This window comes from Deinococcus fonticola, assembly GCF_004634215.1.
GTDB lineage: Bacteria > Deinococcota > Deinococci > Deinococcales > Deinococcaceae > Deinococcus > Deinococcus fonticola.
Window position 1 is genome coordinate 117,120 of record NZ_SMMH01000003.1, and the last position, 15,901, is coordinate 133,020.

General features: G+C 63.7%; 14 protein-coding genes and 1 pseudogene. 6 read left to right on the top strand and 9 right to left on the bottom strand.

Features of this window, described 5'->3' with window-relative positions; all coding sequences use genetic code 11:
- The first annotated feature begins 18 nt into the window (after positions 1 to 18).
- The 3 genes and pseudogenes from E5Z01_RS02900 (at position 19) to E5Z01_RS02910 (ending at position 3,206) form a co-directional block, all read left to right on the top strand.
- Positions 19 to 1,131 (top strand): GTP pyrophosphokinase, encoded by a 1,113-nt coding sequence (locus tag E5Z01_RS02900; RefSeq protein ID WP_135227997.1) that lies wholly within the window; start codon positions 19 to 21, stop codon positions 1,129 to 1,131.
- Between the two features lie 186 nt (positions 1,132 to 1,317).
- Positions 1,318 to 1,617, top strand: a complete 300-nt coding sequence (locus E5Z01_RS02905; RefSeq protein WP_119762687.1) for a DUF485 domain-containing protein — start codon at positions 1,318 to 1,320, stop codon at positions 1,615 to 1,617.
- Positions 1,614 to 3,206, top strand: a pseudogene (locus tag E5Z01_RS02910) (solute symporter family protein). Before E5Z01_RS02905 ends, E5Z01_RS02910 begins: the two are co-directional and overlap by 4 nt.
- An 81-nt stretch (positions 3,207 to 3,287) precedes the next feature.
- On the opposite strand, the gene E5Z01_RS02915 reads toward E5Z01_RS02910, so the two are convergent.
- The 7 genes from E5Z01_RS02915 to E5Z01_RS02945 form a co-directional block, all read right to left on the bottom strand.
- Entirely contained in the window at positions 3,288 to 3,896 is a 609-nt protein-coding gene (locus E5Z01_RS02915) for a DinB family protein (RefSeq protein ID WP_135227998.1), read from the bottom strand.
- A gap of 67 nt (positions 3,897 to 3,963) precedes the next feature.
- Complete coding sequence (locus tag E5Z01_RS02920; RefSeq protein ID WP_240738154.1) at positions 3,964 to 4,542, bottom strand: 5-formyltetrahydrofolate cyclo-ligase; 579 nt, start codon at positions 4,540 to 4,542, stop codon at positions 3,964 to 3,966.
- A 101-nt stretch (positions 4,543 to 4,643) separates the two neighbouring features.
- On the bottom strand, positions 4,644 to 5,591 hold the full coding sequence (locus E5Z01_RS02925; protein WP_135227999.1) for a glucose-6-phosphate dehydrogenase assembly protein OpcA: 948 nt from the start codon (positions 5,589 to 5,591) through the stop codon (positions 4,644 to 4,646).
- A gap of 73 nt (positions 5,592 to 5,664) precedes the next feature.
- The gene (gene zwf, locus E5Z01_RS02930; RefSeq protein ID WP_135228000.1) at positions 5,665 to 7,497 is read right to left on the bottom strand and encodes a glucose-6-phosphate dehydrogenase; all 1,833 of its coding nucleotides are present in this window, start codon (positions 7,495 to 7,497) and stop codon (positions 5,665 to 5,667) included.
- A complete protein-coding gene (gene gnd, locus E5Z01_RS02935) occupies positions 7,494 to 8,585 on the bottom strand; it encodes a phosphogluconate dehydrogenase (NAD(+)-dependent, decarboxylating) (RefSeq protein ID WP_135228001.1) in 1,092 nt (363 codons plus the stop codon). Before gnd ends, zwf begins: the two co-directional genes overlap by 4 nt.
- 369 nt (positions 8,586 to 8,954) lie before the next feature.
- Complete coding sequence (locus E5Z01_RS02940) at positions 8,955 to 9,506, bottom strand: SRPBCC family protein (RefSeq protein ID WP_135228002.1); 552 nt, start codon at positions 9,504 to 9,506, stop codon at positions 8,955 to 8,957.
- Between the two features lie 86 nt (positions 9,507 to 9,592).
- Positions 9,593 to 10,330 (bottom strand): PIG-L deacetylase family protein, encoded by a 738-nt coding sequence (locus tag E5Z01_RS02945; RefSeq protein ID WP_135228003.1) that lies wholly within the window; start codon positions 10,328 to 10,330, stop codon positions 9,593 to 9,595.
- 133 nt (positions 10,331 to 10,463) lie between these two features.
- Here E5Z01_RS02945 and moaA point away from each other — a divergent pair, with 133 nt between their 5' ends.
- The 3 genes from moaA to glgX all read left to right on the top strand — a co-directional run bounded on the left by moaA (position 10,464) and on the right by glgX (position 14,625).
- Positions 10,464 to 11,450, top strand: coding sequence for a GTP 3',8-cyclase MoaA (gene moaA / locus E5Z01_RS02950; protein WP_135228004.1), 987 nt, complete (start codon positions 10,464 to 10,466; stop codon positions 11,448 to 11,450).
- 178 nt (positions 11,451 to 11,628) lie between these two features.
- A complete protein-coding gene (locus E5Z01_RS02955) occupies positions 11,629 to 12,321 on the top strand; it encodes a GntR family transcriptional regulator (protein WP_119762707.1) in 693 nt (230 codons plus the stop codon).
- 183 nt (positions 12,322 to 12,504) lie between these two features.
- Positions 12,505 to 14,625: a glycogen debranching protein GlgX gene (glgX, locus tag E5Z01_RS02960; protein WP_135228005.1), complete on the top strand. Its 2,121-nt coding sequence runs from the start codon at positions 12,505 to 12,507 to the stop codon at positions 14,623 to 14,625.
- 61 nt (positions 14,626 to 14,686) lie between these two features.
- Here the strand turns inward: glgX and E5Z01_RS02965 are convergent, their stop codons facing one another.
- Together E5Z01_RS02965 and E5Z01_RS02970 are read right to left on the bottom strand one after the other, a co-directional pair.
- On the bottom strand, positions 14,687 to 15,307 hold the full coding sequence (locus E5Z01_RS02965) for a pyridoxamine 5'-phosphate oxidase family protein (RefSeq protein ID WP_135228006.1): 621 nt from the start codon (positions 15,305 to 15,307) through the stop codon (positions 14,687 to 14,689).
- A 19-nt stretch (positions 15,308 to 15,326) separates the two neighbouring features.
- Positions 15,327 to 15,752: a DUF6194 family protein gene (locus E5Z01_RS02970; RefSeq protein ID WP_167757741.1), complete on the bottom strand. Its 426-nt coding sequence runs from the start codon at positions 15,750 to 15,752 to the stop codon at positions 15,327 to 15,329.
- Between the last annotated feature and the right edge of the window lie 149 nt (positions 15,753 to 15,901).

The window sequence follows — 15,901 nt, forward strand, 5'->3', positions numbered from 1 at the left end:
CGTATGATGCGGGTATTCATGCAGTCCCTGGTGGCGGAATACGAGTCGCGGCAGGCCGAGTTCGAGGCCCTGCGGCGGGCGGCCATTGTTCATGTGCAGCGCCTGCTGGACGAAGCCGGGCTGAACATTCACCACGTAACCAGCCGCGTGAAGAAACCCGCGAGCCTGGCCGACAAACTCAGGCGCAAACCGGGGCGGCACCACGCGCTGGACGACGTGACGGATCTGGTGGGGGTGCGCGTCATCACTTACTTCGAGTCGGACGTGAACGTCGTGTCGAAGCTGGTGGAAGGCGCGTATCAGGTGGACTGGAACAACTCGGTCGACAAGTCGAAGATGCGTGATCCGGACAGGTTCGGGTACATGGGCGTGCATTACGTGGTGCGGCCGCTGGAGGGCACACCGGAATTCCGGGGCCTGCACCTGAGGGCGTTTCCGCTGGAAATTCAGATTCGCAGCATCCTGCAACACGCCTGGGCCGAAATCGAGCACGACCTGGGGTACAAGAACCCGGACGCGGTGCCGCGTGAGGTGAGGCGGCGCTTTTACCGGCTGGCGGGCCTGCTGGAAATGGCGGACGAGGAATTCATGACGGTGGCCCGCCTCAGCCGCGATTACGGCGCGACCCTGCCGCAGCGCGTGGCCGAGGAACCCGACAGCGTGTTTATCGATGCGCAGAGCATGAAGTTCCTGCTGGACACGGGCACGGTCGCTGAGCTGGACAGCCGCATTGCCAACGCCCTGAACGTGACCCTGCTGGTGGGCTGGCCCGATCCGGAGCGTCCGCAGCGGCTGGCGAGTCTGCTTCAGTACGTGGGCGTGCATTCGGTGGGGCAGCTTGACCGCGAGTTGCAGCGGCACGCCGATGACATCGAGCGTTTTGCGGTGGCGCTGCTGCCGCGCGTGCGCCAGGTGTGGATGCCGGCGGGGGGAGCCCGGCCAGGCACCAGCCTCACGCACTACGCACTGCTGCGGGCCAACGAGCACCCTGGGCTGGACGTGGCGGAGGTGGTTCACCTGCTGGACCTGAGTGGCGTGGGGTCGGAGCAGACCCTGCGGCAGGGCGTCACAGAGGTTCTCCGCGACTTGCGGCTTCAGGATGAAGGGCCTACCGTTCGTCAGCTTGATTAGACAGGTTAGCCGGAGAGGTCGGGGAAACAGGCGACTGACTAGACAGTTCCGCTGGGGTAAACACTTTTTTTTAGACGGAGTTTATTGATTTTCCCTTAATGGACTCCTACTCTGCGAACAGTTCAAAACAACCCAGCGCCGCGTTCAGCCGCACCGCAGTTCATTCCCTCACCTCTGGAGGCCCGCATGACTGTATCCCGCCCGAGTATCGCTGCCCCACCCCAGCGCAACGCCGCGTACCAGCAACTGGTGCAGCAGAAGACCAGCTTCATGATCAGCATGACGCTGGCCTTTCTGGTGCTGTATTTCATCCTGCCCTTCCTGGCCGGGTACAACAAACCCCTGATGGCCACCAAGGTGATGGGCAACATCACTTTCGGGTACGTGCTGGCTTTCCTGGAATTCATCATGGGCTGGGTCATGGCCTGGATCTACGTGCAGCGGGCCAGAACCTTCGACCGCCTGGCCGAGGAGGCCAAAGCATGACCTTCCTGCTGGCCGGCATCATCGTCGCCATCACCCTGATCGTCACCTTCTGGGCGTCCAGGCGCAACACCAGCGCCGGCGACTTCTACGTGGCAGGGGGCCGCATCAGCGCCACCCAGAACGGCATCGCCATTGCCGGGGACTACATGAGCGCCGCTTCCTTCCTGGGCATCACGGGCCTGATCGCCCTGAACGGCTACGACGGCTTCATGTACTCGGTCGGCTGGTTCATCGCGTACCTGACGGTGCTGTTCATCGTGGCCGAACCGCTGCGTAACCTGGGCAAGTACACCCTGGCCGACATGCTGGTGTACCGCCTGAAAGACCCCCGGGTTCGCACCTACGCGGCCATGAGCACCATCGTGATCTCCACCCTGTACATGATCGCGCAGGTGGTCGGCGCGGGCTCCCTGATCTCGCTGCTGTCCGGCAACACCATCAAGGCCGAACTGGCGATTCCGCTGGTCGGCGTCCTGATGATCGTTTATGTCGTCGTGGGCGGCATGCTGGCCACCACCTGGGTGCAGATCATCAAGGCCGGCCTGCTGATGTTCGCCACCATCGTCATGACCGTGCTGATTCTCAGCCGCTTCGGCTGAAGTTTCAGCACCCTGCTGGGCGCCGCCGAGCGGGCCAATGGGCCGGAATTCCTGGGCGCGGGCCTGAAGTACAAAGACCCCATCGACCTGATCAGCCTGTGCCTGGCGCTGGTGCTGGGAACCGCCGGCCTGCCGCACATCCTGGTGCGTTTCTTCACTGTGCCCACCGCCCAGGACGCCCGCAAGAGCGTGGTGTGGGCCATGGTTCTGATCGGGGCCTTTTACGTCATGACCGCCTTCATGGGCAACGCCGCCAACGTGCTGCTGGGCAAAGAAGCCATCATCGCCGCCAACCCGGCCGGCAACATGGCCGCTCCCATGCTGGCCGAGGCGCTGTTCGGCGGCAAGGGCACCTTCGGCGGCGAACTGGGCCTGGCCTTCGTGACCGCCGTGGCCTTCGCCACCATCCTTGCCGTGGTCGCGGGCCTCACCATCAGCGCGTCGACCAGTTTCACGCACGACATCTACAACGGCGTCCTGAAGGGTGGGCAGGCCAGCGAGGCCGACCAGTTCCGCGTGGCCCGCATGGCCACCGTCGCCGTCGGCATCGCCGCCATCCTGCTGGGCCTCGCCGCCAAGACCCAGAACGTGGCTTTCCTGGTCGCGCTGGCCTTCGCGGTGGCCGCCAGCGCCAACCTGCCGGTCATTCTCTTTACCCTCTTCTGGAAGAAATTCAACGCCACCGGAGCGATCTGGGGCATCGTGGGCGGCCTGCTGTTCACGCTACTGCTGATCGCCGTCAGCCCCAACATCATGAAAATCGACCCGGACACCCTGACCACCGGGCGCCACCTGATTCAGGCCAACGCCCTGTTCCGGCTGGAGAACCCCGGCATCATCAGCATTCCCGCCGGGTTCCTGTTCGCCTACCTGGGCACCCTGGTCGGCGCCGCCCGCCGCAGCCCCACCGCCGATCAGGACTTTGAAGCCATGCAGTACCGCGCCTACACCGGCGCAGGAGTCGACGGCACGGTCGCCGCGCACGACTGAAAGCACAAGGTTTAAACCAAAAAGCAAAGCCCCGACTTCACGGTCGGGGTTTTCTTTGGCGGTCTGCCCTCAGCCCTGTTTTTAGCCCGCGCTGGCGGGCTGCTCCGGTTCCGGGACTTCCACCGGGTCGTTGCCGGCCTTCAATTTGCGGCTTTCCAGGTCGGCATGCTGCGTGAGGTAACGCAGCCAGCCTTTGGCGGTCAGTGGCCCCAGGCCGTTGTGCTCCACCACAAAGTCGTCGTCCGGCGGGCTTTTATGGAGCTGGCGGGCCAGATCGACCGTGCCGGAACGCGTCTGCGACAGCAGGTTCCTGAGCTGCGGCAGGCTGGTGCCGGCGGGGGGGCGGTAGGCGTGGTAATCGTCCTTCTCGAAGGGCCGCTGCTTGAGCGCCACGCGAATGCGGTTTTGCCCCCAGCGTTCAATCCCGATGATGTGCATCAGCACTTCGCGGTTTTCTGGCGTGTCACTGGCTTTTTCGGCCCGCTGCGCCAGGTGAACGCCGCCGCGCTCCAGGTTCTGACCCAGATCCGTGAAGCTGCTGCGCCCCGCCGGGCGTTCCAGCACGTTGGCGACCACAAATTCCTTGATGTCTCCCTTGCGCTTGCGGGCCAGCAACGCCGCGCCCGCCGCCACGCCCACCGTCGCCACCGTCACCACTGCGGGAAGAAGAGTCTTGTTTCTGTGCGTCATATTCCCAGTGTAGAGCCTGAGGGTCAGCGCAAAGCTGACAGAATCTTCACTCCAGAAGGGGGGTGTGTTATGGAGAGTGGCCCTCTGCTTCAATCACTTCCCGGGGGGTGGCGATAAGTTTCACGGTGGAATCGGCGGCGCACGGCAACTGCGCGCTGAGCATGATGGGGTGAGCAAGGGTGTATTCGGGCAGGCCGAGGTTCAGGCCACGGGCGCCCCAGCCGTAGCCTTTTCCCAGGCGCCCGCCCTGGCGATCTGCGGCCACGCAGGCGAGCACGACTGCCTGAGCCCCCTCCGGTTTCAACCTGGGTTCACCGACGGCCGGCATCTGCGAGAGCCGGGCCCCCAGCGGATCGGTCAGCCGCCAGTACCACCCCTCTTTCTTCTGGTGCGGCACGTACAGCGTCAGGCCGCTTTGCAGCGCCAGTTTGCGCAGGGGCATCAGTGCCCGCTCCGGCCCGACGATCAGGGTGCGGTGGGCTGCCATCTGCGGGTGACTCAGCAGGTTCTTGGCCGCGTCCCTTGCTCCGTTGAAGTTGGGGCAGTGGCCCTGCGGCGGAAAGGGAAACGAGCACAACCGCGTCCGCTCCAGCACGTTCCACACGGCGGTTCGGTGCGCCCCAGCAGTGACCTCTCCCCCACTCACGACAGGCAGTTTAGAGCCTGTGGGCTAGAAGTAGCAGAAAAAGCACGACTGGGAGGTCGGCTACACCACATCCCAGTCATGCTTCCAGGCTTCTGCTCTCTTTACGCTCTGCTTTTCCGTGCCAGTTCCCAGGCTTTCTCGAAGATCTCGGCGCGTTCGGGGCGGGCCATGACGCGGGCGAGACCGGCAGCGAGGCTCATGGGGGGAACGTGAATATCCATGCTGCGGTTCATGCCGGGCCAGCTGGCGGTGCTGTGCACCATCTCGGGGCCGTCGGCGACCCAGGAGAAGGCCACGTCTTTGCCGGTCAGTTCGACGCGGCACAGGTCGCCTTTGCCGCGTTCGCAGCGGCCTTCTCTGAATTCCACGTGGTTCAGGGTGCGCCAGCCCAGGGTGCTGCCGATGAAACCGGCAAACAGGCGGGCGGGCAGGTCGTTGCGGCCCTTGTACTTTACGCTCAGGGCGTTCACCTGCTTCAGGTGCCGGGCCGCGTCGGGGCTGTCGAACACCTGGGCAACGGCTTCGCGCCAGGCGGCGGCGCGGCTCCAGCCCAGGTCGGCCAGGGCGTAATGCCGTGAAGGGGGAATGTCCAGCGTGAGGCTGTCGGCGATGATCTGGTCAGCCACTTCGGTCAGTTCCGAGAGCAGCGTGCCGGTGGGTTTGCTGTCCGAGCCCCACCACACGTGGTTGACGGTGGCGGGCCGCAAGAGGGGCAGGATCGCGCCCTGAAGTTGTTCGGCGTTGGCGTCCAGCAGCAGGCGTTCCACATAAAGCCCGCCTTCCTGCGCCACCAGCGAAGCGTGAACGGTCAGGTCACAGCTTCCGTCCATGACGCCAATAATCTGCCGCCCGGCGTAGCGTCCCTCCAGCCCACTGAGGGCCTCCTGCACGCGCTCCAGGTGCGAACGGGTGGTCAGCGCCACGATGTTCCCGGTGTACGCCCGCGTTTCCACGTTCGTCTGCGCCCACAACTGATCCAGTGTGGCCTGCGCCTGCCTGACCGTGGTGTCCACCGGGCCAAGCGTCTTGAAGGATTTCACGTAAGTCATCGGGGGCCTCCTTGAGGCCGGGAGTGAGGCGTGATGCGTGGGAATGAGGCCCCCTCCACTCCTCTCACGCTGGTCACAGTCGCCGCCAGCGGAACGGCGCGATCAGCTCGTCCGCGGCGTCCGGGCCCCAGGTGCCGGCGACGTAATTGGGGAACTGCGGGGCCGCTTTGCCGTCCCAGGCTTCCAGAATCCCGCTGACGATCTGCCAGGCGTGGTCGACCTCATCCTCGCGCGGAAAAAGGGTGGCGTCGCCCAGCATGGCGTCGAGCAGCAGGCGGCTGTACGGGCTTTCGAGTTGTGCGCCGAAAGCGTCGTAGCGGAAGTCCATGACGACTTCGCGCAGCACCATTTCCTGGCCGGGGGTCTTGCTGGAAAATTTCAGCGACACGCCCTCGTCGGGCTGGATGCGGAAGGCCAGCACGTTGCGTTCCAGACCGCCGGGGAAAATCCCCAGGGGCGGGCGTTTGAAGACCACCGCAATCTCGGTGACTTTTTTCGGCAATCTCTTTCCCGTGCGCAGGTAGAACGGCACGCCCTGCCAGCGCCAGTTGTCGATCTCCAGTTTCACGGCGACGTAGGTGGGCGTGGTGCTGCCTCCCTTCACGCCGGGTTCCTCCCGGTAGCCGGGGACGTTCTCGCCGTCCATGGTGCCAGCGGCGTACTGGCCGCGCACGGCCACTTCCTTCACGCGGCTTTTCGGGATGGCTTTCACGGCCCGCAGAACCTTCACCTTCTCGTCGCGGATGGCGTCGGCGTCGAAGGCGGCGGGGGCTTCCATGGCGGTCAGGGCAAACAGCTGCATCAGGTGGTTTTGCAGCATGTCCCGCACCACCCCGGCTTCCTCGTAGTACCCGGCGCGGCCTTCGAGCCCCAGGTCTTCGGCGGCGGTAATCTGCACGTGCGACACGTAACTGCGGTTCCACAGCGGCTCGAAGATGACGTTGCCGAAGCGGATCGCCATCAGGTTCTGCACCGTTTCCTTGCCCAGGTAGTGGTCGATGCGGTACACCTGAGACTCGTCCCAGACGCGGTGAATCGCGTCGTTCAGCTCACGCGCCGATTGCAGGGTGCGTCCGAACGGCTTCTCGATGACCATGCGCCGCCAGCCCTCGTCCTGCCGGTTGAGCCCCAGGCGGCCCAGGCCATTACTGATGGTCTCGAACAGGCTGGGCGGCACCGACAGGTAAAACAGGGCATTTTTGCGCCCGCCGTGCGCTTCCTCGGCGCGGTCGAGTTCGGTCTGCACCTGCTGGTAGATGTCGTCCCCGGCAAAATCCCCGCCCTCGTAGTACAGCAGGTCGCGGAACTTCTCCAGGCTGCCGGGTTTGATGTCGTCGGTTTCCTTGCTCGTTTGCAGCGCCTTAATGGCGAAATCCTTGAACTGCTCGTCCGTCATCTCCTGGCGGCCCACGCCCACGATGTTGAAGGCGCTGCCCAGCAACCCGTCCTGCCACAACCCGAAAATGGCCGGCAGCAACTTGCGCGTGGCGAGGTCGCCCGTCGCGCCGAAAATCACCATGGTGGCGGGTTCCGGGGCGCGGTTACGTCGCATCACAGCGCGGAAGGGATTCACCCCTTCGTTCGAATCGGTACTGTGCGGCACACGCTGGCGCGATTTACGGGGGGCGGTGGGTTGCGGATGATGTGACGTCGCCTCTGGAGCCGGTTGCGCGGTGGGTACATTTTGCAGGGCTTCCTGCTGCTCCACCGCCTCGCGGATACTCCGGGTGGTGGGTTTGGCAGCTTGAGAGGCCGCGCCCTTCTTCGGGCTTGCTCCAGTCGCCGCCGTTTTCTTCGTTGTAGTTTTCTTGCCTGTCGTTTTATGGGCTGCGGCTTTCGCGGGCGTTTCCGCCCTGGAAGCCGCGCTTTTCCGGGTCGCCGGTTTCTTGGCTCTGGGTGAAGTCATCCGTTGCCCTGCTGGTCGCCGGTCACGCGGTTTTGCCCGGTTTCACCGAGTTGCTGTTCGGCACTCTGCCCGCTGGTGCTGGCCTGCGCGGCGGCCACCGGGATGTTCTCGGGCGCGGCGACTTTGGGGTGGTCGCCCGCCTGGACTTCCGGCACCATCCCCTCCTGCTTGGTTGCTTCCAGCGTTTTCACGGCGTGCCCACCGAACGCGCGGCGCATGGCCGAGAGCATCTGGCCCTGATAGCTGACGTCCTGCTGCGAACGGAAGCGCATCTGGGTGGCCAGCGTGATCACGGGCGTGGGCACCCCCAGCTCGATACTGTCGATGATCGTCCAGCGGCCCTCGCCACTGTCGGCCACGTAATCCGACAGCGCATTGAAGTCGGCGCTGTTCTTCAGCGCCTCGGCGGTCAGGTCGAGCAGCCAGCTGCGCACGACGCTGCCGTGCCGCCACAACTCGGCAATCTGGGCCATGTCCAGGTTGAAGTCCTGGTGGGCTTTCATCAGTTCGAAGCCCTCGGCGTAGGCCTGCATCATGCCGTATTCGATGCCGTTGTGCACCATCTTCACGTAATGCCCACTGCCGCTCGGCCCCATGCGGCCCCAGCCCCGGTCTGGCGCGGGAGCCAGCACCTCGAAGACCGGGCGCAGGCGTTCCACCGCTTCCTGCGGCCCGCCGATCATCATGGCGTAGCCTTCCTTCAGGCCCCAGATGCCGCCCGAGGTGCCGACATCCACGAAATGCAGGCCGCGCTGGGCAAGGGCCTCACCCCGGCGCTGCGTATCGTGGAAATTGCTGTTGCCCCCGTCGATAATGATGTCGCCGGGAGCCAGCCTATTTGCCAGGTCGTCGATGACGGACTGGGTAATCTGTCCGGCCGGCACCATGACCCACACGGCCCTGGCGCCGGGTTCGCCCAGCGCGGCAATAAACTCGTCCATGCTGCGGGCGGCCTTTGCGCCCTGCGCCTCAATGTTTTGCAGGGCGTCCTCGCTGCGGTCAAAGCCGATGACTTCCTGATCGCCCCCCAGCAGGCGCAAGACCATGTTGCCGCCCATCTTGCCCAGCCCAATCATGCCGATCTTCATAGGAACCTCCAGGGCCGGGAACCGCTTCCAGGGCTTCCGGCACTCACAAGGGGCATGATACGCGCCTGTCCGGCGCGGCCCGGTCAGGACACCTTGAGAAAATCACAAGCAAAACGGCTGTCTTACGCGGCAGCTTCCGCGCTCTCGAAGCTGGTTTATTGGCGAGTGGTCGGATGGCTTTACTTGCGAACTGGAGATTTCGCGCCGCCCTGCGCGGGACGCTGAAGGCACAGTTGAAACGTCTTAACCCCACGGCTCAGAGCAGCAAAAAAATATCTACATCAGGCTGAATCTTCAGTTTGGGCAAAAGGTCACGACTTCAGGTGCCCGGGCAAGTGTGGAGAGTCAGCACAACTTTGTCCTCAGTGTCTACCTGCGGCGTTTGGCTGCTTTTGCGGCTTCTTTCGCCGCTTTCTGCTCGGCTTTCTGTTTCTCGGCCATCTCCTTGCCCATATCTTCCATCAGCTGGGCCCCCTGGGCATCCACCTGTTTTTGCAGGGCCAGCAGGGTGCCGACGACCATGTTGTTCAGGATACGTTCCAGTTGCTTGGCCGCCCACCTGTACCGGATACGGGCGTTGAGGCCGAACGTGACTTCGGTGCCGCCGGGCATGGCCTTGAAATTCCAGCTTTGCGTCATCTTCTCGATAGGGCCGAAAGGGGCGACGCTCTCCCAGCCGCCGCGCTGCGGGGCCTGTAACTGGCCGTACCTGGCCTGAAATTTGAGGCCCAGCAGGTTGCGGGCCAGTCGGTAGTTCACCAGCGCGTTGTTGACCAGCCGGCCCTCACTGCCCACGTAAGTGCCGCTGACGTAATTCCGGTCCCAGCCGACGCGCCGCGCGGGTTCCAGCGCCAGGCGGTACAGGATGTCCGGGCGGGCGCGGACCGGAATGGTGTGCTTGATACGAATCTCTTCCGACATTATTTCCAGTGTAACGCGGCGGGCAGGCCATGGTGAGGCTTGAGTGGTTAGCGGCTCCTACGGTCAAAACACAGCCACGTCAAAACTCAGTCGAGATAATCGCGGGCCCTCAGGTGGCTGACCTTCAGGTTGAAACGCTCAGCGAACTTGACGCCCCCCAGGCGGCCTATTTCGGCCCGCATGGCGCGGTAGTTCTCGGGTTTCCATTCCCATTTGTAGAACTGCTGGTAGAAACTCATGACTTCCTCGCCCTGCTCGATGGTGCCGCTGATGTCGATGAACACGTCCGGGTAGGGGCTGGCGGGCGCGTAATACTGGTAAAACCGGATGGGCTGGCGCCACGCCTCGAAGCGGGGGCTGCTGGCCTGCTCGTCGTTCAGGTTGGGGGGTGGGGCCAGGTCTTCGGCGTCCGCTTCGTTCACGATCTTGGGAATCCGGGCCAGCGTGATGGCGTCGAAAGCAATCTTGGCAGTCATGCGGTGATCCGGGTGCGGGTGGTCGTCACTCCAGGTAATCACGGCATTCGGTTTGAACTGGGCGTACAGCCGCGCCAGTTGCAGCGCCTCGGCGCGGTTGCCGGTCATGCGGCTGTCGCCCATGTCGAAGAAGTGAAACTGCGCGCCGATCTTGCCGGCCACCCACGCGCCGTGCTCGCGGCGCACACGGGTGACTTCCTCGTGGGTGGCGTCGCCGAATTGGCTGGCGAGTTCGCCCAGGGTCGTCCACACCAGCATCACCTCGTCTCCCCGCGCGGCGTGCTTCGCCAGCGTACCAATGCAACCGATTTCATCGTCCGGGTGAGCAAACACAGCCATGATTCGCATACCGGGATTTTAGCGGGCCTGGGCAGCAAGAAACGTGGAACAACGTCAAGAGATGGGTTTCCGCGCCGCCTGATGCCCCGGAACCCTCTTCGCTGTCCTATTTGACCAGCAGGCGCTGGCTTATGCTAGGTGGATGCTGGCGGATCAGTTGGGGCGGCCTCTTCGTGACTTGCGGATCAGCGTGACCGACCGCTGTAATCTGCGCTGCACGTACTGCATGCCGGCTGAGGTGTTCGGCGCGGATTACGCCTTTTTGCCGCGCACCGAGCTGCTGTCCTTCGAGGAAATAGAGCGGCTGGCACGGGTGTTCGTTTCGCTGGGCGTGCGCAAACTGCGCATCACAGGCGGCGAGCCGACGCTGCGGCGGGATCTGCCGGACTTGATCGCGCGACTGGTGCGCATTGAAGGCGTGGATGACGTGGCGATGACCACCAACGGCCTGCTGCTGCCGCGCCTGGCCCCGCAGTTGCGGGCGGCGGGCCTGCACCGCGTCACGGTGAGCATCGACAGCCTCGACCCGGACGTCTTCGGGCGCATGAACGGCCTGAACGTTCACCCGCAGAAGGTTCTGGACGGCGTGGAGGCCGCGTTGCAGGCGGGCCTGAAGGTCAAAATCAACACCGTGGTGCAGCGCGGCGTGAACGACGAGGGACTGCGCGAGTTCTGGCTGGCCCTGCGCGACCTGGCCCCGGTAAGATTCATCGAGTTCATGGATGTGGGGAACCACAACGGCTGGAACCTGGACAGCGTGGTGCCTTCCGGCGAGGTGCTGGCCCGCCTGGGCGAGGAATTCCGGCCTGTGAACGCGCAGTACCGCGGCGAGGTGGCGGCCCGTCACGTGGACACAGCCGGGCACGAGATAGGCCTCATTTCGTCGGTGAGTGCGCCTTTTTGCGGCGACTGCTCGCGGGCGCGGTTGTCGGCGGTGGGCGTGCTGTACACCTGCCTGTTTGCCGGGAACGGCACGGATTTGCGGGCTCCGCTGCGGGCCGGGGCGTCCGACGAGGCAGTCCGCGCCCTGGTGCAGGGGGTGTGGGCGGCCCGGCGCGACCGCTACAGCGAGGAACGCGGCGAAGTGACCCGCGCCCGCAAGGTGGAAATGTCGCATATCGGCGGGTAAGCCTGCATCTGACAGGCAGAACATGGCCTTCTCCGGCCTCCAACTGCACCCTTCTTGCGGCTTGTTCCGGTGATGGGAACAATCTGGCCAGGGCTTGTGTCATCTGGACACTAAGCCTAAGATAAAGTCCGCGTTAAGGACAGTTTACGTCGCGCCAAGCGGTTCGCCGGAGGGATGTATGGCAAAGTACCCGTTGATCAAGACCACCTTAAAAGACCGGCTGCTGGGCGGACATTACGTCGAGGGACTGCCGCTGCCCAGCGAGCCGCAACTGGCCCGTGAGTTCGAGGTCTCGCGCATGACCGCCCGCCGCGCCATCGACGAACTGGAGCGCGAAGGCTACGTGTACCGCGTGCAGGGGGCAGGTACCTTCCCGACCGGCAAACGCTTCCGGCAGGGCATGTTCCGCATCCGACCCTTCAAGGAGTGGGCACGCCACCCCGATCACCGCACCACCGTGCTGCGGGCCATGCAGATCGAGGCCACGCCGGAAATCGCGGTGGTGTTGCAAATCAACCCCGGTGACCCGGTGATTTTCGTGCACCGCCTGCGCACAGCCGGCGACGAGGCGCTGGTCATCGAGAAGCGTTACATCAACGCCGGGCTGGTGCCGAAGCTGCTGGAGCACAACCTCGGCGTGGAAAGCATTCACGAGACGATGATCAGCATGGGCGTGCCCCTGCAGCGTGTGGAGCAGAACCTGGAGGCCGTGAACCTGCGTCAGGAGGAAGCGGATCTGCTGCGCGTGCCGCTGGGTACGGCCGCTTTTCTGCTGCGCCGCACCACGTACAGCGGGAACAAGCGCGCCACCTACGTGAACTACTGGGTGCGCGGCGACCGCTACGCCTTCCAGGACAGCTTCGAACCCTGAACCCCTCAAGCGTCTGGAAAATATGAACCTGGGCTGAGGCGAGCCCCGGCGCTTTCTGGTAGCGTTTCCAGTGGTGGAGGCCGCGTGGCGAGATGTCGACCCGTCACGCGCCTCTTTCTGCATGACCACTTCTGCATGAACCGTGCCGGCGAGAAGCCGTCTTGAAGGAGTTTGAACGAACCTATGCCCAACAGCGGAACCCCGACCTTACGCCCCGGTCACCCTTACCCCCTGGGAGCCACCTGGGACGGTAAGGGCACCAACTTTGCCCTGTACAGCGAGAACGCCACTGGCGTGGAACTGTGCCTTTTCGACGACGAGGGGCACGAGACCCGTTACCCCATGCCGGAACACACGGCCTTTGTGTGGCACGGTTACCTGCCCGGCATCGGCCCCGGCCAGCGTTACGGCTACCGCGTTCACGGCGAGTACGCCCCGGAAAGGGGCCTGCGCTTCAACCCCAACGTGGTGCTCCTCGACCCTTATGCCAAGGCGCTGGACGGCACCGAGCAATTCGATAAGGGCGTCTTCGCCTACGTCATGGGCGAGGACGATACCCGGATGCAGACCGAGGAACAGCGCGGCGCCCCGCTGGGCATCGTAATCGACCCGATGTTCAACTGGGTGGGCGACGTGAAACCCGACATTCCCTTTCACCAGTCGGTCATTTACGAGGCGCACGTCAAGGGCTTGACCATGACGCACCCGGACGTGCCGGAGGCCCTGCGCGGCACTTACGCCGGCATCGCCACCGAACCTGTCCTGACTTACCTGAAAGAACTGGGCATTACCGCCATCGAGTTTCTGCCCGTGCACCAGCACGTGGACGACCCCTTTCTCCTGGCGAAGGGCCTCACGAACTACTGGGGGTACTCCACGCTGTCTTACTTCGCGCCGGACGTGCGCTACTCGGCGGCGGCGCGGCGCGGGGACTTCGCGGGCGTGGTGCCGGAGTTCAAGAATATGGTTCGCGCCCTGCACGACGCCGGCATCGAGGTCATTCTGGACGTGGTGTACAACCACACTGCCGAAGGCAACCACATGGGGCCGACCATGTCCTTCAAAGGCATCGACAACCCCACCTATTACCGTCTGGTGGCCGATAACCCGCGCTTCTACTTCGACTACACCGGCACGGGCAACAGCCTGAACGTGCGCCACCCGCAGACCCTGCAACTGATCATGGACAGCCTGCGTTACTGGGTCACGGACATGCACGTGGACGGCTTCCGCTTCGATCTCGCCTCGACGCTGGCGCGCGGCCTGCACGAGGTGGATCAGCTTTCCGGGTTCTTCACCATCATCCACCAGGATCCCATCATTTCTCAGGTCAAGCTGATCGCCGAACCGTGGGACGTGGGCGAGGGCGGCTATCAGGTGGGCAATTTCCCCGTGAACTGGGCCGAATGGAACGGCATTTACCGCGACGACATGCGGGCTTTCTGGAAAGGCGACGGTGGGCTGGCCTCCGAGATCGGCTACCGCCTGACGGGCAGCAGCGACCTGTACCAGAACGACGGGCGCAAACCGTATGCCTCGATCAACTTCGTGACCGCGCACGACGGCTTTACCCTGCGCGACTCCGTGACCTATGAGGTCAAGCACAACGACGCTAACGGTGAAGGCAACGCCGACGGGCATAACCACAACATCACGTGGAATTGCGGGGTAGAGGGCGAAACCGACGATCCCGACATCAACAGGCTGCGCGGCCAGCAGACGCGGAATTTCCTGGCCACGCTGCTGCTGGGTCAGGGCACACCGATGCTGCTCGGCGGCGACGAGTTCGGGCGTACGCAAAAAGGCAACAACAACGCCTACTGCCAGGACAACGAAATCAGCTGGTACGACTGGGCCGATATCGACGAGGATCTGCTGGCCTTCACCAGAAAAGTGATCGCCCTGCACAAGACCCACCCCGCGCTGCACCGCCGCAAATTCTTCAGCGGACGCACCATTCGCGGCGAGGACGTCAGCGACATCGTGTGGCTGCGCTTCGACGGCCAGCGCATGACCGACGAGGACTGGAGCAACCACCAGACCCAGAGCCTCGGCATGTTCCTCGACGGAGATGGCCTGGACGACGTGGACGAGAACGGCCAACCCCTGCGCGACGACGACCTGCTGCTGCTGTTCAGCAGTTCTCACGTCGATCTACCGTTCCAGATTCCCGACCTCGACGCGTGCGGTGAATGGGAACTGGTGCTGGACACCACCGACGATCACGCGCAGGAAACCGTGAAAGCCGGGGAAACCACCATCCTGAAAGGCCGCAGCGTGAAAATGTACCGTTGTCAACGGTAAGCGGCGAGGAGGGAATGGTGAGTGGGATTGGCGTCCTTCTCACCATTTTTCCTCTCAAGTTTCAGTACAGCGTTTCTCGCTGGCGCTGCGGCAGGGTATCGTCGTACTGCTGTCCGCCAATGTCGCCTGCGGTGAGGGCCTGAAGCATCTCCCCTGCGCTGGGAACGCGGGCAGGTTCGTTGTGGTTCCACAGACCGGAACGAACCATGGCGCGTCCGCACTGGAAGAAGGCCGTCTCCACACTGATCTCCAGTACGCACCTGGGCAGTTTGTCGTCCAACACAAAACGGCTAAGGAGGTCTGCCCCCGAGAGAATTCGCGCCCTTCCATTGACGCGCAGGGTTTCGTTGACGCCCGGCACGAAGAAAAGCAGACCCACCTGCGGGTGGTGAAGGATGTTCCGCAGGCTATCGATGCGGTTGTTGCCACGCCGTTCCGGGAGCAGCAGCGTGTGCGCGTCCTGCACGTGAACCAGTCGTCCCGCCGGGTCACCTCGCGGGGAGGCGTCCAGGCCAGCAGGGCCGGAGGTCGCCAGCACCAGGAACGGGGACGCCTGAATCCACTGCTGGTACACCGGGTGAAGGAAATTCACTTCTTTGCGTAGCGACGGGGCACCCACTTCCCCGAACAGGCTCTCCAGTTGCTCAAGCGTTTCGACCACGTCCGGCGGAGGCAGAGTCATGGGGAAAGCTTACCGGGCTCTACTGCCCGGTCGTCGCCTGCGCATACACCTCGCCCAACAAAGGGAAAAGTTGCTGAAAACCGTCGTGGCTGGGATTGAGGATACAGACCCAGTTCATGGGGGCATAAATGGGATGCGGCATCAGGACATCGAGCGCGGTGTAATCCTGGCCGGTGTCCAGCACACTCCACTCGGCATTGGGCCTAGGAGGCGAGCCAAAGCGCTCCCGGTACTGCGGCGGGCGGAGAGGAAAATTCAGGCGGTACACGCCGGGTCTGGAAAGGTTGGAGGCGGCGTCGTGCTCGTCGGTCGTCACGACGGTCAGGAAGGGTCTCATTTTCTTCTCGTCACCTTCCACGAACCAGAAAAAGCTGGCCTGTGATTCGGTCACGCTGGCCTGCGGAAACAGTTCCTTCAGGGCCGCCATCATTTCCTGTTCGGTCATGGTTCAAGCGTGTTTGAGAATCATGAGCAGTGGCCGGGGCAGCCTCTTCACTGCCCCTTCATTCGCTGCCGCGCGGCCAAGCCCTCCCCTTACCCTGAAGTGCTGTCTGCCTACCGCTCTCTACCAGCAGAAAGGCAGAAAAAAGGATC